The organism is Sphingomonas sp. MJ1 (PH-R8) (assembly GCF_048058635.1).
Taxonomy (GTDB): Bacteria; Pseudomonadota; Alphaproteobacteria; order Sphingomonadales; family Sphingomonadaceae; genus Sphingomonas.
Genome location: NZ_JBBEFX010000015.1, coordinates 1 through 17,413 on the forward strand (window position 1 = coordinate 1; position 17,413 = coordinate 17,413).

The 17,413-nt window shown below is 69.9% G+C and carries 17 protein-coding genes and 1 riboswitch; of the genes, 9 read left to right on the forward strand and 8 right to left on the reverse strand.

Annotated features, from left to right (window positions below):
• From VPH46_RS12490 to VPH46_RS12500, 3 genes are all read left to right on the forward strand, one after another.
• On the forward strand, positions 1-240 hold a 240-nt coding region (locus VPH46_RS12490), incomplete at its 5' end, for a hypothetical protein (protein ID WP_416611667.1).
• Positions 241-336: 96 nt separating this feature from the next.
• Positions 337-1,437, forward strand: coding sequence for a redox-regulated ATPase YchF (ychF, locus tag VPH46_RS12495; RefSeq protein WP_416611669.1), 1,101 nt, complete (start codon positions 337-339; stop codon positions 1,435-1,437).
• A 74-nt stretch (positions 1,438-1,511) separates the two neighbouring features.
• Positions 1,512-2,801 (forward strand): ectonucleotide pyrophosphatase/phosphodiesterase, encoded by a 1,290-nt coding sequence (locus tag VPH46_RS12500; RefSeq protein ID WP_416611671.1) that lies wholly within the window; start codon positions 1,512-1,514, stop codon positions 2,799-2,801.
• A 55-nt stretch (positions 2,802-2,856) separates the two neighbouring features.
• Here VPH46_RS12500 and VPH46_RS12505 read toward each other — a convergent pair whose 3' ends face one another.
• The 6 genes from VPH46_RS12505 to VPH46_RS12530 all read right to left on the reverse strand — a co-directional run bounded on the left by VPH46_RS12505 (position 2,857) and on the right by VPH46_RS12530 (position 9,732).
• Positions 2,857-3,618: a hypothetical protein gene (locus tag VPH46_RS12505; RefSeq protein WP_416611673.1), complete on the reverse strand. Its 762-nt coding sequence runs from the start codon at positions 3,616-3,618 to the stop codon at positions 2,857-2,859.
• 181 nt (positions 3,619-3,799) lie between these two features.
• The gene (gene gcvPB / locus VPH46_RS12510; RefSeq protein WP_416611675.1) at positions 3,800-5,371 is read right to left on the reverse strand and encodes an aminomethyl-transferring glycine dehydrogenase subunit GcvPB; all 1,572 of its coding nucleotides are present in this window, start codon (positions 5,369-5,371) and stop codon (positions 3,800-3,802) included.
• The gene (gene gcvPA / locus VPH46_RS12515; RefSeq protein WP_416611677.1) at positions 5,368-6,726 is read right to left on the reverse strand and encodes an aminomethyl-transferring glycine dehydrogenase subunit GcvPA; all 1,359 of its coding nucleotides are present in this window, start codon (positions 6,724-6,726) and stop codon (positions 5,368-5,370) included. Before gcvPA ends, gcvPB begins: the two co-directional genes overlap by 4 nt.
• Before the next feature lie 275 nt (positions 6,727-7,001).
• Positions 7,002-7,373, reverse strand: coding sequence for a glycine cleavage system protein GcvH (gene gcvH, locus VPH46_RS12520; protein WP_416611679.1), 372 nt, complete (start codon positions 7,371-7,373; stop codon positions 7,002-7,004).
• Positions 7,374-7,385: 12 nt separating this feature from the next.
• Positions 7,386-8,567 (reverse strand): glycine cleavage system aminomethyltransferase GcvT, encoded by a 1,182-nt coding sequence (gcvT, locus tag VPH46_RS12525; RefSeq protein ID WP_416611681.1) that lies wholly within the window; start codon positions 8,565-8,567, stop codon positions 7,386-7,388.
• A gap of 155 nt (positions 8,568-8,722) precedes the next feature.
• Positions 8,723-8,825: riboswitch (glycine riboswitch) on the reverse strand.
• A 259-nt stretch (positions 8,826-9,084) separates the two neighbouring features.
• Positions 9,085-9,732 carry a hypothetical protein gene (locus tag VPH46_RS12530; protein ID WP_416611683.1) on the reverse strand — a complete coding sequence of 216 codons (648 nt, stop codon included), beginning with the start codon at positions 9,730-9,732 and terminating at the stop codon, positions 9,085-9,087.
• Between the two features lie 114 nt (positions 9,733-9,846).
• Here VPH46_RS12530 and ispH point away from each other — a divergent pair, with 114 nt between their 5' ends.
• Genes ispH through rnhA form a run of 3 tightly spaced genes read left to right on the forward strand, consistent with a single transcriptional unit; the run spans position 9,847 to position 12,236 of the window.
• On the forward strand, positions 9,847-10,821 hold the full coding sequence (gene ispH / locus VPH46_RS12535; protein ID WP_416611685.1) for a 4-hydroxy-3-methylbut-2-enyl diphosphate reductase: 975 nt from the start codon (positions 9,847-9,849) through the stop codon (positions 10,819-10,821).
• Positions 10,822-10,824: 3 nt separating this feature from the next.
• On the forward strand, positions 10,825-11,778 hold the full coding sequence (gene thrB / locus VPH46_RS12540) for a homoserine kinase (protein WP_416611687.1): 954 nt from the start codon (positions 10,825-10,827) through the stop codon (positions 11,776-11,778).
• Positions 11,775-12,236 (forward strand): ribonuclease HI, encoded by a 462-nt coding sequence (gene rnhA / locus VPH46_RS12545; RefSeq protein WP_416611689.1) that lies wholly within the window; start codon positions 11,775-11,777, stop codon positions 12,234-12,236. Before thrB ends, rnhA begins: the two co-directional genes overlap by 4 nt.
• A gap of 4 nt (positions 12,237-12,240) precedes the next feature.
• On the opposite strand, the gene VPH46_RS12550 is transcribed toward rnhA, so the two are convergent.
• Together VPH46_RS12550 and VPH46_RS12555 are read right to left on the reverse strand one after the other, a co-directional pair.
• Positions 12,241-13,335: an NAD(P)/FAD-dependent oxidoreductase gene (locus VPH46_RS12550; RefSeq protein ID WP_416611691.1), complete on the reverse strand. Its 1,095-nt coding sequence runs from the start codon at positions 13,333-13,335 to the stop codon at positions 12,241-12,243.
• Positions 13,332-14,282 carry an alpha/beta fold hydrolase gene (locus VPH46_RS12555; RefSeq protein WP_416611693.1) on the reverse strand — a complete coding sequence of 317 codons (951 nt, stop codon included), beginning with the start codon at positions 14,280-14,282 and terminating at the stop codon, positions 13,332-13,334. The genes VPH46_RS12550 and VPH46_RS12555 overlap by 4 nt, the downstream gene beginning before the upstream one ends.
• Before the next feature lie 47 nt (positions 14,283-14,329).
• Between VPH46_RS12555 and VPH46_RS12560 the strand changes: the two genes are divergently transcribed.
• The 3 genes from VPH46_RS12560 to VPH46_RS12570 are packed head-to-tail and all read left to right on the forward strand — an operon-like array spanning position 14,330 to position 17,404.
• Entirely contained in the window at positions 14,330-14,800 is a 471-nt protein-coding gene (locus VPH46_RS12560) for an A24 family peptidase (protein WP_416611695.1), read from the forward strand.
• A 50-nt stretch (positions 14,801-14,850) separates the two neighbouring features.
• On the forward strand, positions 14,851-15,885 hold the full coding sequence (gene cpaB, locus VPH46_RS12565; protein WP_125958959.1) for a Flp pilus assembly protein CpaB: 1,035 nt from the start codon (positions 14,851-14,853) through the stop codon (positions 15,883-15,885).
• A 1-nt stretch (position 15,886) separates the two neighbouring features.
• Positions 15,887-17,404: a type II and III secretion system protein family protein gene (locus VPH46_RS12570; RefSeq protein ID WP_416611697.1), complete on the forward strand. Its 1,518-nt coding sequence runs from the start codon at positions 15,887-15,889 to the stop codon at positions 17,402-17,404.
• Positions 17,405-17,413: the final 9 nt, after the last annotated feature.

Consider the following 17,413-nt stretch of genomic DNA (forward strand, 5'->3'; position numbering starts at 1 on the left):
AAGAGCCAGGCACCGCCCCCGCCATCGCCCGCAATTGCAGAGACGGCGGCGCGCGCCGCCGCCCGCCGCGAGCAGGATGAGGCGGATCGCGAGCGGACGCGCAGCGTAACGCTGGCGACGCTTGCCGGCGTCGGCCTCGGCGCGCTCGCGATCGGTGCCGTGCTGCTGCTTTCCCGCGACAGCGAGGCGCCGAAGGCCAAAGCCAAGGCCAAGCGCAAGAAGACGACCAAGAAAGCATAGCCTTCGCGGCGGTGCCGCAGCACCCGTCTGGTAAAGGGAGCCCGAAACGCCTATGCGGCGGGCTTCACCTTCACCAACGGGATCGAAGAACCGGACATGGGTTTCCGCTGCGGCATCGTCGGGCTTCCGAACGTCGGCAAGTCCACTCTTTTCAACGCGCTGACCCAGACGGCAGCGGCGCAGGCGGCAAACTATCCGTTCTGCACCATCGAGCCCAACGTCGGGAACGTCGCCGTCCCCGACGAGCGGCTGGAGAAGCTGGCCGCCATCGCCGGCTCGCAGAAGATCATCGAGACCCAGCTCGGCTTCGTGGACATCGCGGGGCTCGTGCGCGGCGCGTCCAAGGGCGAGGGCCTCGGCAACCAGTTCCTGGGCAACATCCGTGAGGTGGACGCGATCGTCCACGTCCTGCGCTGCTTCGAGAACGACGACATCCAGCACGTCGACAACAAGGTCGATCCGATCGCCGACGCCGAGACGGTCGAGACCGAGCTGATGCTGTCGGACCTGGAGAGCCTGGAAAAGCGCGTCCCCAACCTCGTCAAGAAGGGCCAGCAGGGCGACAAGGAAGCCAAGATCGGCGCCTCCGTGCTCGGCCAGGCGCTGGAGCTGCTTCGAGAGGGCAAGCCGGCGCGGCTGACCCAGCCCAAGGACGACGAGGAAGCGCGCGTGTTCGCCCAGGCGCAGCTGCTCACCGCGAAGCCGGTGCTCTACGTCTGCAACGTGAACGAGGAGGACGCGGCCGAGGGCAATGCGCTCTCCGCCAAGGTGTTCGAGAAGGCTGCCGCCGAGGGCGCACAGGCCGTCGTCGTCTCCGCCGCGATCGAGGCAGAGATCGCGACCATGGAACCCGCCGACCGCCAGGAGTTCCTGAGTGACCTGGGCCTGACCGAAACCGGCCTCGCCCGCGTGATCCGCGCCGGCTACAAGCTGCTCAACCTGCTGACCTTCTTCACGGTCGGCCCCAAGGAAGCCCGCGCCTGGACGGTGGAAGCCGGCGCCAAGGCGCCACAGGCCGCCGGCGAGATCCACACCGACTTCGAGCGCGGCTTCATCCGCGCCGAGACCATCGCATACGACGACTACATCGCCTGCAACGGCGAAGCCGGCGCGCGGGAGGCGGGCAAGCTGCGCCAGGAGGGCAAGGAATATGTCGTCCATGACGGCGACGTGATGCTGTTCCGCTTCAACGTCTGATCCTTTGCCGGTCGAAAGGCCGGCAAGGGCGCAACTGTCATATTCCTGCCGCGGACGCGCGCGAAGGGCGGGCCATGCTCAAGCCCCTCTCCGCCGCGTTCCTGGCCGTCACCTCGCTCACCGCCTGCACCCAGACCCTGCCGGCTCCGGACACGGTCGCCGGCACTGCCCCGGCGACCGCCCCTGCGGAGGCCCGCGCGCCCGTCACCATCCTCGTCTCGATCGACGGCTTCCGCCCCGATTATCTGCAGCGCGGCGTGACGCCGGTGCTCTCCCGCCTCGCCGCAAGCGGCGTGACTGGGCCGATGCACCCCTCCTTCCCCTCCAAGACCTTCCCCAATCACTGGACGCTGGTGACCGGCCTGCGGCCCGACCGGCACGGCATCGTCGCCAATCGCATGGAGGATCCCGCGGATCCCAAGAACGTCTTCACCATGGCGACGGACGATCCGAGCTGGTGGAACGGCGCCGAGCCGATCTGGGTAGCGGCCGAGAAGGCCGGCATCCGTACGGCCACCCAGTTCTGGCCCGGCTCGAACGTTCCGATCGGCGCCACGCGCGCCGCCGAATGGCCGCACAAGACGCAGGGCGGCACCCGCCCGTCCGACTGGCAGCAGTATAACGAGGCGATCAGCCCGACTCAGCGCGTCAACGGGGTGCTCGATTGGCTGCGGCGCCCTGCCGCGATCCGCCCCCGCCTGCTCACCCTCTATTTCGAAGCGGTAGACACTGCTGGCCACCGCTTTGGTCCGGACTCACGCGAAGTGAACGAGGCCGCTGCCGATGTGGACACAGCCGTCGGTGCGCTCGTCGAGGGTCTCGCCGCGATGGGCCAGCCTGCAAACCTGGTGATCGTCGCCGATCACGGCATGGCCGCTACCACCAGCGAGCGGGTCGTGGCCCTCGACAAGCTCGCCGACCCGTCGCTCTATCACGTCGTGGAGGCTGGCCCCTATGCCGCGCTGGCGCCAACGCCCGGCAAGGAAGCGGCGGTCGAAAAGGCTCTGTTGAAGCCGCACGCGCACATGGAGTGCTGGCGCAAGGGGGAGATCCCCGCCCGCTTCCACTATGGCCGCAACCCGCGCGTGCCGGCCATCCTGTGCCTCGCGGAGGACGGCTGGCAGGTGCTGCCGACCACGCCGACACAGCCCCAGGCGGGCGGTAGCCATGGCTTCGACAACATGGCGCCGGACATGACGGCGCTGTTCATCGCCAACGGTCCCGCCTTTGCGAGCGGGCGCACGCTGCCGGACTTCGATAACGTCGACGTCTACCCGCTGCTGCGCGACCTGGTCGGCCTGCCGCCCGCCCAAGGGGTCGACGGCACGGACGCGCCGTTCCGCGGCGTTCTCAAGGCGCAGTAACGCGCGCGGGCGGCGCGGGCCCCGGGTTCAGCCCGGAGCCCGCCGCCCCCTAGGGTCAGTTCGGACGCGATCCGCCCCGGCCGCTGGAACGCGGGCCGCCCGAACGGCCACCCTGCCCGCCCCAGCGCGGGCTGGAGCGGCCGCTCTGGCCACCCCAGCGCGGGCTCGATCGACCGCCGCGATCTCCCCAGCTCGGGCTCGGACGGCCGCCCGGCCGCGCGTCGCTGCCGCCCGGGCGATCCGGGCGCTGGGCACCCGCGCCGCCCTGGCCCGGACGCGAACTGGGGACCCAGGAACCAGGCCGGCCCGGCCGGACGCCGGGACGATACTCGCCGCCTTGCCCCGGGCGGACACCCGGGCGCCCGTCGCCTGGACGGCCGCCACCCGGACGGCCGGGACGCACACCAGGACGTCCGTCACCCGGACGGCCGGGACGCACGCCCGGGCGACCGTCGCCGGGGCGGAAGTCGTTCCAGTTGTTGCCCGGACGGCCATCGCCGCGCCAGTTGTGCCGGCGCTGCTCCCAATAGCGGCGCTGGCTGTCGGTCCAGCGGTGCGGGCGGCGATAGCGGTCGTAGACGTAGTAGCCGGTGCCCGGGTAATAATAGTTGCCCTGCCAACCCCAATAGGGCGAGCCGAAGCCGCTGCCGTAGTAGCCGGCGCCATAACCGTCATAATAGGGATCATAGTAACCGCCGGAACCATAGCCGACGGACACGCCGCTATAGCCATAGCCGCCGTCGCCATAGGTGCAGGCGCTGACGCCCAGGCCCGCTGCCGCGATCAGCGCGAGAGTACGGATGCGCTTCAGAAACATGGGAATTCTCCCGAATAGGAATGTCCGCATCGGTCGCAGAACGCGGTTGAACGGAGCGTGAACTATTCGGAACAACGTGGGCGATACTTGGACGGTTCCGGCGTCGTCTCCACGAGCGACGCCCACGCGCAAGTATCGCGGCCTGTCCTCCCGGACGCCGGCCCGGGAGGAGGCTGTGCGGTTACTCGGCCGCTTGCGCCGCCGGCTGCGGCGCCTTCCACCGCAGCACCGGCTTGCGGGCCGCCTGGGTCTCGTCCAGGCGACGACGCGGCGCGAAGTGCGGCGCGCCCTTCAGCGCCTGGTCGCCGGCCTTGGCGCGTTCCGCCACCGAGCGCAGCGCGCCGATGAACTGGTCGAGCGCGGCCTTCGACTCGGTTTCGGTCGGCTCGATCAGCATCGCGCCGTGGACGACCAGCGGGAAGTACATCGTCATCGGGTGATAGCCCTCGTCGATGAGCCCCTTGGCCACGTCCAGCGTCGTGAAGCCCTCGGCCAAGCCTGCGTCCGAGAACAGTGCCTCGTGCATGCACGGGCCGCTGCCGCCGAACGGCGCGTCGAGCACGTCTTCCAGCTGGCGCAGGACATAGTTGGCGTTGAGCACCGCATCGCCCGACACCTGGTAGAGGCCATCGGCGCCGTGGCTGAGAATGTAGCTCAGCGCACGGGTGAACATGCCCATCTGACCGTGGAAGGCGACCATGCGGCCGAAGCTGCCGGCATGATGCTCGCCTGCCGTCTCTTCCTCGATCAGCGCAAAGCGGTCGCCCTGCTTCTCGACGAAGGGGAGCGGGGCGAACGGCGTCAGCGCCGCCGAGAACACCACCGGCCCCGAACCCGGCCCGCCGCCGCCGTGCGGCGTCGAGAAGGTCTTGTGCAGGTTGATGTGCATCGCATCGACGCCGAGGTCGCCCGGACGCACGCGCCCGACGATCGCGTTGAAGTTGGCACCGTCGCAATAGACATAGCCGCCCGCGTCGTGGACCGCGTCGCTGATCGCGCGCATGTCGCGCTCGAACAGGCCGCAGGTATTGGGGTTGGTGATCATCACGCCCGCGACGTCCGGCCCCAGCCGCACCTTCAGCGCCTCCAGGTCGACGCGCCCCTCGGCAGTGGCGGGAATGTCCTCGACCTTGAAGCCGGCGAAGGCCGCGGTCGCCGGGTTGGTGCCGTGCGCGCTTTCGGGCACCAGGATCACCTTGCGGTGCCCTTCGCCCTTGGCCTCCAGCGCCGCACGGATCGCGAGGATGCCGCACAGCTCGCCATGCGCGCCCGCCTTGGGGCTCATCGCGACCGAGTCCATGCCCGTCAGCGTCACCAGCCAGTGCGCCAGCTGATGGATCACCTCCAGCGCGCCCTGCACCGTATCCACCGGCTGCAGCGGGTGCACGTCGGCAAAGCCCGGCAGCCGCGCCATGCGCTCGTTGAGGCGCGGGTTGTGCTTCATCGTGCACGAGCCAAGCGGAAACAGGCCCAGGTCGATGGCATAGTTCTGACGGCTCAGGCGCGTGTAGTGGCGCACCGCCTCCGGCTCCGACAGGCCCGGCAGGCCGATCGGGTCCTTGCGCTCCATGCCGCCGAGCCGCGACGGCGCCTCGGGCGCTTCGTCGAAGTCGACGCCGGTCACGTCGGCCGAGCCGATCTCGAACAGCAGCGGCTCTTCGAGCATCAGCGCGCGGTTGCCGGTGAAGGTCGCCTGGGTGGCCTCGTCGCCGCCGCCCATCTCGGGGCGCCAGCCGCTCTGGTTGATCGTCATGCCAGCACCTCTTCGAGCTCGGTTGCGAGCGTCTCGATATCTTCTGCGGTCACCGTCTCGGTCACCGCCACCACCAGGCCGTTCGCAAGCTCCGCCTCGCCCGGATAGAGCCGGCCGAGCGACACGCCCGCGAGCACGCCGCGGTCGGCCAACGTCCGGACGACCGGCCGTGCTTCCTTCGACAGCTTCAGCGTGAACTCGTTGAAGAAGCTGGTGTTGACCAGCTCGATGCCCGGCACCTTCGCCAGCCGGTCGGCCGCCGCCACGGCGCGGGCGTGGTTGCTCGCGGCGAGCTGGCGCAGGCCCTTTTCGCCCAAGAGGGTCATGTGGATCGAGAAGGCGAGCGCGCACAGCCCCGAGTTGGTGCAGATGTTCGACGTCGCCTTTTCGCGACGGATGTGCTGCTCGCGGGTCGACAGCGTCAGCACGAAGCCGCGCTTGCCCTCGGCATCCACGGTCTCGCCGCAGAGACGCCCCGGCATCTGGCGGACCAGCTTGTCCGAGCAGGCGAACAGGCCGACGTACGGCCCGCCGAACTGCAGGCCGACGCCCAGCGACTGGCCTTCGCCGACGACGATGTCGGCGCCCAGCTCGCCCGGCGAGGCGATCGCGCCGAGCGCCACCGGCTCGGTCACCACCGCGATCAGCAGCGCCTTGTTGGCGTGCGCCGCCTCGGCGATCGGGCGCAGGTCCGGAATGCGGCCGAGGATGTCGGGATACTGGACGACCACGCACGACGTATCCCCGTCGATCGCGGCGATCAGCGCCTCGGCATCGGTGTCGGCGGTGAGCGTCGGCGCGGAGGTCTCCAGCACGTCGCCGGTGAACTTCGCCATGGTGTTGGCGACCGAGACGTAATGCGGGTGCAGCCCCGACGAGAGGATCGCCTTGCCGCGGCGGGTGACCCGGCGCGCCATGGTGATCGCTTCCCAGCAGGCGGTCGAGCCGTCGTACATCGACGCGTTCGCCACGTCGCAGCCAAACAGCTGTGCGACCTGCGTCTGGAACTCGAACAGCATCTGCAGCGTGCCCTGCGCGATTTCCGGCTGATAGGGCGTGTAGGCGGTGAGATACTCGCCGCGCTGGATCAGATGGTCGACGCTCGCCGGCACATGGTGGCGATAGGCGCCGCAGCCGAGAAAGAACGGCGCCGTGCCGGCGGCGAGGTTCTTGGCGGCAAGCGCCGACAGGTGGCGCTCGACGGCGAGTTCGCTGGCGTGGTTGGAAAGGCCGGGCACGGGGCCGTCGAGGCGCGCGGCCTCCGGCACATCGGCAAACAGCGCGTCGACGGAGGACGCGCCCACCGCGGCGAGCATCGCCTCACGGTCAGGCTGGGTCAGGGGCAGGTAGCGCATGGCAATCCTTCGGGACGGGAGCCCGGCTGGCCAAGACCTTTGCAAAGCGCTGTCTCGTGCTCCTGCGAAGGCAGGAGCCCAGGGTTTCAAGCGCCGCGAGCCGTTGCTCTGCTTGGCCCTGGATCCCTGCCTGCGCAGGGATACGGGAGTGTCTGGACGCCTGTCGCGCCTCTTGCAAAGGTCCGGCGACCACCGGTTTCTCATGCGGCGGGCTCACTCCACAAGAGCCACGCCCGCCGCCCGAGATGCCAGCCTAAAGCTGGCGGACTTGGGGTTTAGAGCTTGGCGACGAACGCCGCGTACTTGTCCGCGTCCATCAGCCCTTCGAGCTCGGATGGGTCGGACAGGGTCAGGCGGAAGAACCAGCCGTCGCCTTCCGGATCCTCGTTGACGAGGGCCGGGCTCGCCTCGAGCTCGGCATTGCCCTCGACCACGGTGCCCGATGCCGGCGTGTAGACGTCGGAAGCGGCCTTGACCGATTCGACCACCGCGGCCTCGTCACCCTTGGTCAGCTCGCGGCCTTCCTCGGGGACTTCGACGAACACGACGTCGCCCAGCTGGCTCTGGGCATATTCGGTGATGCCGACGGTCGCGACGTCGCCGTCGACTTCGACCCACTCATGTTCTTCGGTGAAATAACGGCTCATCGACGGCGCTCCTTAGCGGACGTAACGGTGGGAAATGAACGGCATCGGCACGACCTCGGCGGTATGGGCCTTGCCGCGCTGGGACAGGGTGATCTCGGTGCCGGGCACCGCGAGCGCGGCGGGCACATAGGCCATGGCGATCGGCGCGCCGACGCTGGGGGCAAAGCCGCCCGAGGTCACGCGGCCGATGGTCTTGCCGGTCTGGTCGACGACGGTCGCGCCCTCGCGCACCGGCTGGCGCCCGTCGACGCGCAGGCCGACGCGCTTGGTCGCGGGACCCTCGGCACGCTCGGCCAGGATGCGCTCGGCACCGGGGAAGCCCCCTTCCTCGCGGCGGCGCTTCGACAGCGCAAAGCCCAGGTCGGCGGCGACCGGCGTGGTCTCTTCGTCCAGGTCGTGGCCGTAGAGCGGCAGCCCGGCCTCCAGGCGCAGCGAGTCGCGCGCGCCGAGACCGATCGGCTGCACCTCCGCCTGGGCAGTGAGCGCGTCGGCGAACGCCTCGACAGACTCGGCGGGCAGCGAGATTTCGCAGCCGTCCTCGCCGGTGTAGCCCGACCGGCTGATCCACAGCGCATGGCCCTGCCACTCGAACGCACCCGCGGTCATGAAGCGCAGCGCGTCGACGCCCGGCACCAGCCGCGCCAACGTCGCGACCGCCTCCGGGCCCTGCAGCGCGAGCAGCGTGCGCTCTTCGAGGTGGTTGATGGTGATGGAGTCGGCCAGCGCCTCGCGCAGGTGGCCGAGGTCCTCGTATTTGGTGGCGCCGTTCACGACCATGTAAAAGGCCTCGCCCGCCGGTGCGGGTTCGCCTGCCGCGCCGAACGGATGCGTTTCGGGCAGGCGCGTCACCATCAGGTCGTCGAGGATGCCGCCATTGTCGGCGAGCAGCAGCGAATAGCGCATGCGGTTGGGTGCCAGCACCTGGAGGTCGCCCGGCAGCAGCGCTTCCAGCGCCTGGGCCACGCCCTCGCCCGTGAACAGCAGCTGGCCCATGTGGCTGACGTCGAACAGGCCGGCGTGGCTACGGGTCCACAGGTGCTCGGCCATGATGCCTTCATACTGTACCGGCATCTCGTACCCGGCGAAGGGCACCATGCGACCGCCCTTGGCGCGATGCCAGGCGTCGAGCGGCAGCAGCGAGGGCGCGATCGGCTCGAAGCCGTCCGCATCGGAAGAGGAAATCGGGTCGCTCATTCGCGCAGTCTCCGGCAGGTCTGGCACGACGCAGACACAGGCCTCCCCGCATCCCCGCCGCCCCCTCTGTCACGGAACCTGAGAGCTTTCGCGCAGCGATTGTGCGCTTACCCCTTCGGTGGCGCCGAAATCACGGCGCGCTTTCCAGAGTGTCGTTGGCGCGCGCGGTCCCTTTAGCCTGAGAGATTCCGGGGCGGTTGCTCCTTCGGCGGCCGCATGCGGCCTGCAAGGCCGGCGGCGCTCTCCCGCGCGTGCCCATGGCCGTTCCCGGCCATCGACGCGCCCGCTCTGGCTTGGCCGCGGAGCCGAGTCAATCGGCCTCGCGACGGACGCTTCGTTTAAAAGCCCCGTTGGCACTCAGCCCCCACCGTTTGTCTCGAGTAGGGATCGAGCTTGTCGAGAGCCCGTATCGAGAGAGCCCCGCCCGGCGGTCTCTCGACACGCCGTCTCGACAAGCTCGACGGCTGCTCGAGATGAACGGACAAGGGGGAGGGGCGCCTCCCCCTCGATGCAAAACTCAGCGCGTGGCGTTGTAGCGCAGCTGGTCCTGGGTGAGCTGGAAGCCGACCAGCGCCTCGAACGAGGCGTTGAGCACGGCCTGGCGCACTTCCGGCGTCGACAGCGGGTCGACCGCGGCATCCTCTGCGCCGGCCTTGCGCGGGCGGGTGATCTGCTGGCGGATTTCGTCCGGCAGCGTCGCCGCCGAGCGCTGCACGACCGCGGTCGCGCTGCCGGTCGCCTGGGCGCGCGCCTCGCCGGGGGCAAAGTCGAGCACGGCGTGGTTGATGCGCTTGGCCACCACCTGCGATCCGCCGCGCACCACCGTCAGGAAGTACGGCAGGTCGACCTGGCGGGCGCCATCGCTGCGGGTGCGGCGCGCCTGGATGTCGAAGGTGACGGTGGAGACGATGTCCTCGCCCGTCTCGTTGCAGGTGGCGCGCACGTTGGTGATCGTCGCGGTCACGTCGATCGCGCTCGCCAGCTGGCTGCCGGCCGGATCGAACAGGGTGATGTCGCCGGTGCCGGCGGGCACGCCTGCCGCCGGACAGGCGGAGCGGACCGTGGTGATGCCGACGCCACGGGTCACGTCGATCTCGCCTTTACGGCTGCACCCCGCGAGGGCGAGGAGCGCGACAGCGGAAACAGCGAGCGTTCGGACGATCACAGGGAGATACACCTTTCACGACGAACGGGCCGTCGCATGCAGCGCCGACCCGGACCGCCGCCAGCATAGGAAGCGCCTTTCAAGCACGCAAGCAATCGCGTAGATGCGCGGGGGATGACCGATTTCGCCACAGCGCCGTCGCCCAAGCCCGTCCTCGAGCTGCTGATCGCCGCCCCGCGCGGCTTCTGCGCCGGCGTCGACCGCGCGATCCGCATCGTCGAGCTCGCGATCGAGAAGCACGGCGCTCCCGTCTATGTCCGCCACGAGATCGTCCATAACAAGTTCGTGGTCGACAGCCTGCGCGCGAAGGGTGCGGTGTTCGTCGAGGAACTGGACGAGGTTCCACCAGGCGTCCCGGTGGTGTTCTCCGCGCATGGTGTGCCGAAGTCGGTGCCGGCCGAGGCGGAGGACCGCGGCCTGGAATATCTCGACGCGACCTGCCCGCTGGTGTCCAAGGTCCATCGCCAGGCCGAGCGGCTGGTGACTACCGGCCACCACATCCTCTTCGTCGGCCACGCCGGCCACCCGGAAGTGATCGGCACCTTCGGTCAGGTGCCCGAGGGTCAAATGACGCTGATCGAGACGGTGGCCGATGCCGAGGCGGTGATGCCGACCAATCCCGAGCACCTCGCCTTTCTCACCCAGACCACGCTGTCGGTGGACGACACCGCCGACATCATGGCGACGCTGCAGCGCCGCTTCCCGGCGATCGTCGCGCCCAAGGCGGACGACATCTGCTACGCGACGTCCAATCGCCAGGCGGCGGTGAAGGCGATCGCCTCGTCGGTCGACCTGGTGCTGGTGATCGGCGCGCCCAATTCGTCCAACTCGCTGCGCCTTGTCGAGGTCGCGGAGCGCGAGGGCACGCCGTCGCACCTGATCCAGCGCGGGTCCGAGATCGACTTCGCCTGGCTGGAAGGCGTCGGCACCTTGGGCCTCACCGCTGGCGCCTCGGCGCCCGAGATGCTGGTGCGCGAAGTGGTCGACCGCCTGTCCGAGCGCTTCGAAATCCGCGAGCGCGAGGTCGAGATGACGCGCGAGACGCTGACCTTCAAGCTGCCCCGCGGCCTCGAACCCGTCGCCGCCTGACCGGTGGCCGTCTATACGCAGGTTTCGGCGGAGGCGCTCGGCGCCTTCCTTGCCCGCTATGACGTGGGCGCGCTGGTCTCCGCCAAGGGGATCGCCGAAGGGGTCGAGAACTCCAACTATCTGGTCGACACCACGCAAGGGCGCTTCATCCTGACGCTCTACGAGAAGCGCGTGGATGCGGGCGACCTGCCCTTTTTCTTCGCGATGATCGACCGGCTGGCCGACGCCGGCAACCCGGTACCCCGCGCACTGCCCGATCGCACGGGCACGGTGATCCAGACGCTGGAAGGGCGCCCGGCCTGCCTGATCGAGTTCCTGTCCGGCGTCTCGCTCAGCCAGCCCACCCCGGCACAGGCCCGCGCCGGGGGCGCTGCGATGGCGCGCATGCATGCGGCGCTCACCGACTTTGCCCCGACCCGCCCCAACTCCATGGGGGTGGAGGCCTGGCCGCAGCTGTTCGAGCAATGCGCGTCCGGGCTCGACAGCATCCAGCCGGGCCTGCGGGATCGGGTGGGCAGCGCGCTTGGCCGCATCCTCGCCGCCTGGCCGCACCAGCTGCCGACCGGCGCGATCCATGCGGACCTGTTTCCCGACAATGTGCTGATGCTGGGCGACGAAGTCACCGGCCTCATCGACTTCTACTTCGCCTGCACCGACGTGCGCGCCTACGATCTCGCCGTGATGCACTCCGCGTGGAGCTTCGACGGCACCGGCACGCCGCTCGACCCCGCCGTCGGACGCGCTTTGCTGGCGGGATATGAAGCCGGCTTCGGTCTCTCGGCCGAGGAACGTGCGGCGCTGCCCGTGCTGGCGGAGGGGGCGTGCATCCGCTTCCTGCTGACGCGCGCCTGGGACTGGATCAACACCCCCGCCGATGCGCTGGTGACGCGCAAGGACCCGCTCGCCTATCTGCGGCGGCTCGATTGGTACAAGAACAACAGGAACGCGTTTGCATGACCGAACTGACCTCCGTCGAAATCTTCACCGACGGCGCGTGCAAGGGCAATCCCGGCCGCGGCGGCTGGGGCGTGGTGATCCGCTCGGGCGAGCACGAGCGCGAGATGTCGGGCGGCGAGGCGCATACCACCAACAACCGCATGGAACTGATGGCCGCGATCGAGGGGCTGAACGCGCTCAAGCGGCCGTGCCAGGTGACGCTGTCGACCGACAGCCGCTACGTGATGGACGGGCTCACCAAGTGGATCCACGGCTGGCAGAAGAACGGCTGGAAGACCGCCGATCGCAAGCCGGTGAAGAATGCCGAACTCTGGCAGGCGCTGCTCGCCGCCGCCAAGCCGCACCAGATCAAGTGGGTCTGGGTGAAGGGCCACGCCGGCCATCCGGAGAACGAGCGCGCCGACAAGCTTGCGAGTGACGCCGCAATGGCGGTGGGCAGCCGGAGCGCCGCCGCCTGAGGCGTCAGCCGAAGCGTTCCGGGCGGTAGAGAGCGGCGTCCACGCCCGCCGGCACGGTCCCCCGCCCCAGCAGCGCCGCGCACAGAGCGGCGCCCGCGGGCGCGGTCTGGATGCCGAACCCTCCCTGCCCGGCGCACCAGAACAGCCCCTCCACCCGCGGGTCCCAGCCATAGACCGGCAGCCGGTCCGGCGCGAAGCTGCGCAAGCCCGCCCAGCGCCGCTCGACCGCCTCGACCCGCCAGTCGACCACGCGCTGCATGCGATCGATCGCGAGCGCCACGTCGATCTCCTCCGCCGCGACGTCGCCCGGCTCGGCCGGCGTCTCGTCATGCGGCGTCAGCCACACCCGCCGGCCGGGCTCGGGCTTGAAGTAGAAACCACCTGCCGCGTCCATCACCACCGGCAGGGAAGGCGGTGCAGGCGGATCGACGCGGAGCTGCACCATGGTGCGGCGATAGGGCTGGATGCCGACCGGCCGCGCACCCGCGAGCGCCGCCACCCGGTCCGCCCAGGCGCCGGCCGCGTTGACGAGCACGTCGACCTCCACCACCCCGCCATCGCCCAGCCGAAGCCGCCAGCTTCCCGCCTCGCGCCGCGCCTCCACCAGCATCGCGTCGCAACGCAGGGTGGCGCCCAGCCGGCGCGCGCGGGCGAGAAACGCCCCGTGCAAGCGCGCTACGTCGATGTCCGCGCAGCTCGGCATCCACAGGCCCTGCCATTCGCCTCTCAGGCCCGGCACCCGCCCCGCCGCGTCCTCGCGCATCATCGCGATCCCCGATCCGGCGAACCGCGCCTCGAACGCGTCCAGTGCCGCCGGCTGCGCCGCCGGCGCGATCATCAATTCGCCCCGCTCTGCCAGGAACGGCTCGCCGCCGAACTCCGGCGGGGGCTGGTGGAGGAACGGCCCCGACGCGCTGGTGAGCGGCTGCACCCCCGGCCCGCCATAGGTCTCGGACCAGAACGCCGCCGAGCGGCCCGTGGCGTGAAAGCCCGGATGCGCCTCCGCCTCCAGCAGCACGACCGAGTCGCTACCGGCGATGCTCGCGGCAAGGCTGGCGCCGGCCATGCCTGCGCCGACGATGGCGACCCGGCGGGTCACGCCGGTACCAGCACTTCGGCCAGGAAGCGGTCGATCTCGCCGATCGCGCGATCGCGGATCGCATCGCTCTCGCGCAGCAGCTCGTGGCGGGCCTCCGGTCCGAACCGGACCAGGGTTCCCCGCTTGAGCCGCGCCGCCACCGCCAGCGCCGCTTTCGAATCGACCAGCGCATCCCCCTCCGCCACCAGCAGCTGGACCGGTACGTCCAGCGTGGCGAGCGCAGGGCTCGCGTTCAACGTGCGGGTCGACCGGAACGCCTCCAGCACCCACGCCCAGCTCGGCGGCCCGGTGCGGTGGGCCGGGTTCGCCTCCATCCACCAGAGCTCGTCCTCATAGCGCGCCCGGTCGGAGGTGAGCAGCGTCTGGCGTGCGGCGCGGGTGAAGGGTCGCTCATTGGCGCGCCATGCCCGGCGGCTGCTGCGGCCGAGCCCGGCCAGCAGCCGCGCCGCCCGCTCACCGAAACGCGGGCCCACCGGCGACTTCAGCCCCAGCATCGGCGCGACCAGCACTGCGGCATCCGCCGTCACCCGGCCCTCTGCCAGGGCGCGCAGCACCAGGTACCCACCCATCGAGTGGCCGACCATCACGTGCGGTCCCGCCCGCTCTTCCCGCCAGGCGGCGGCAAAGGCCGCGAGGTCGTCGACATAGGTGTCGAACGAATCGATGTGGCCGCAATGGGGGTCGTCGGTCAGCCGGCCCGATCCGCCCTGCCCGCGCCAGTCGAAGCTCGTGATCGACCAGCCGCACGCACGCCAGTGGGCGAAGCTCTCCAGATATTTCTCGAATATGTCGCCGCGCCCAACCTGGAACAGCATGGCGCCGCGCTGGCGGGCACCCTCTGCCGCCGGCCAGTCGAACCGGCGATGCACCCACCCGTCGGGTGCATGCCATCGGGTAATCCGCGCCGCGGCGGGAATCGCGCGGCGATACAGGGCGTGGGCAGCCATGCCCCCGGTTACGGTTTCGTAAGCGGCTGCGTCTAGGCCCTTGGACGATGCCGCTGTCCCTTGCCTCGTTTCTGCTGCTCGCGCTGGTGGTCCTTCTGCTGTCCGCAGGCATCGAGGACGTCCGCACGCGCGAGATCGCGAACTGGAAGAATGCGCTGATCGCGCTGCTCGCACCAGGGTGGTGGATGGCGAGCGGGCTCAGCCTGTGGCCGGGCGTCGCGATCCAGCTGGCGGTGGCGGTGGCGGTCTTCGGCCTGTTCGTCGGGGCTTTCTGGCTCGGGCAGATGGGTGGCGGCGACGTGAAGCTGATCGGCGCGCTGGCGCTGTGGCTGCCGCCGCAGCCGCTGCTGTGGATGCTGGTGGTGATGTCGCTGCTGGGCGGCGCCCTCACCCTGCTGATGGTCGCCGACAAGCTGTTGAGAAAAAAGAAACAACTTCCTGAGATACCCTATGGGGTTGCGATTGCGCTGGCGGCGCTCCTCGTGATCCGCGAACCCATTCTTAACCAGTTCCGGTGACTGCCTAATGCCGCAACATCGCTGCCCAGGGACGGAAAGGTCTCGACGTCATGGATTCTCGTAAAGTCCTGCTGCTGGTAGGCGCATTGTTCGTGGCGGCCATTACGGCCTTCATGGCGCGCAGCCTGATGCAGGGCGCATCGACCCCTACCGCCACCGCAGCCGGCGAACCGACGGTGGTCGCAGGCCCCAAGGTGCTGGTCGCCAAGCGCGCGCTCCCGGTGGGCACGATCATCGATGCCGGTGCGCTCGCCTTTCAGCCGTGGCCGCAGGACCTCGTCACCGATGCCTATTACACCGAAGGGTCGCCGGACGCGACGAAGCTGGTCGGAACCGTGGTCCGCTATCCGATTCCCGCCGGCCAGCCGATCACGCAGGGCGCGCTGGTGAAGCCGGGCGACCGCGGCTTCCTGGCGGCGGCGCTTGGCCCGGGCATGCGGGCGGTGACGGTGCCGGTTTCCGCGCAGGGAGCGGTCGGAGGCTTCGTCTTCCCGGGCGACCGCGTCGACCTGATCCTGACCCAGAACATCGAGGGTGGCGGCGACGGCCCGCCGCTGAAGGCGTCGGAGACGATGCTGCGCAACCTGCGCGTGCTCGCCACCGACCAGCGGACCGACAAGCAGGTCGATGAAAAGGGGAACACGGTCGTCAACACCTTCTCGACCGTGACGCTTGAGGCGACCCCGCGCATCGCTGAAAAGATCTCCGTGGCTCAGGCCGTGGGCCAGATCTCCCTTTCGCTCCGCTCGCTGGCCGACAGCGGCACCGAACTCGAGGAAGCGATCGCAAGCGGCGAAGACGCCGGTCTTCCCGACAGCGACGATCCCAACGCGGAACGGGCCGCCCTCGCGCGCCTCGCCGCGCGTCCGGTCGAGGGTGGCAGCACCGTGTCGACCGGCGCGGACGTCTCGCGCTTCCAGCGCAGCTCGGTGCCCGGCAAGCCCCAGAACACGGACCGGGCGCCACCGGCGGTCTTCCCGACCATGCCGGGTGCCGCCGGCAGCGCCATGGCCGTCACCGGGCCGAGCGTCCGCATCGCGCGTGGCAGCGCGGTTTCCGTTGTCCCGGTCGGGGGGAGGAACTGACATGCGTATCCAGGCAAGGCTGCTGGGCACGCCGCTCGCACTGATCGCCGCCCTGGCGACCGGAATGGGCGCGCCCGCCCCGCTCGCCGCACAGACGGCCGCACCCTCGCCGCCGGTGGTTCAGATGAACTCCGGCCGGGGCCAGCTGATCAACCTGCCTGCGGGCATGACGGACGTGTTCGTCGCCGACGATCGTATCGCCGACGTGCAGGTCCGCTCGGCCCGGCAGCTCTATGTGTTCGGCAAGTCCCCGGGCGAGACCACCGTCCACGCCGTCTCCCGCAGTGGGGCGACCGTCTATGCGGCGACCGTCCGCGTGGGGAACAACATCACGACGCTCGGTGAGATGCTCGCGCTCGCCATGCCCGAGGCGCAGATCGTCGCCACGCCCATGAACAACATGGTGCTGCTGACCGGCACCGTCCGCTCCCCCGAGGACGTGGCAGAGGCGCAGTCCCTGGCGCAGGCATTCGTGGGCGAGAACACGCGCGTGCTCAGCCGGTTGAAGACGGCCACGCCGTTGCAGGTGAACTTGCAGGTCCGCATCGCCGAGGTCAGCCGCAGCTACGTCAAGAACATCGGCGTCAACCTCACCTCGCGCGACAGCACGGGCGGGTTCCTGTTCAACATCGGCCAGGGTCGCCAGGGCACCATCGAGACCCTGCCCTCCGGAGGGACCGGCTTCACCGCTCCCGGCGTTCCCGAGATCGGGACCACGATCGGCGCTGCCGGTCGGCTGCTGGGGCTCGATCTGCTCGCCTCGCTCGACCTGGGGGAACGCAACGGCCAGGTGACGACGCTCGCCAACCCGAACCTGACCGCGGTCTCGGGCGAGACGGGCACGTTCCTGGCAGGCGGCGAGATCCCCATCCCGATCAGCCAGGGTGGGCTCGGGAGCATCTCGGTCGAATACAAGCAATATGGCGTCAGCCTCGCCTATACGCCGACGGTCCTTTCGGACGGCCGCATCTCCCTGCGCGTCCGCCCGGAGGTGTCGCAGATCACCAGCACCGGTTCGGTGGAGCTCAACGACATCACGATCCCCGCGCTCACCACGCGCCGTGCGGAGACGACCGTGGAACTCGGCTCCGGCCAGAGCTTCATGATCGCCGGGCTGCTGTCGAACACCCACGACAATTCGGTGAACCAGGCGCCGTTCCTCGCCAACCTGCCGATCATCGGGTCGCTGTTCCGTTCCAACGCGTTCCAGCGCAACGAGACGGAGCTGGTGATCGTGATCACGCCCTATCTGGTGAAGCCGATCGACGCGAACCGGATCGTGCTACCCACCGATGCCTATCGCGCGCCCGACGACGCGGATCGCGTGCTGCTCGGCAATGCCACCAGCCCGACCTCCGGCGGGCCGCGGCCGGTGCCCACCATGGCGCCTCCGCCCGTGGTTGGCGCGCCGGTAGTCGGCGCGCCGCTGCCGGCCGGTCCCGGCCTGCCGGTGCTCGCCGAGGAGCGCTCGGGCAAGCGCAAGAAGCGGCCCGCCGCGCCGGGCTTCAGCAACCAATGACGCCGCCGA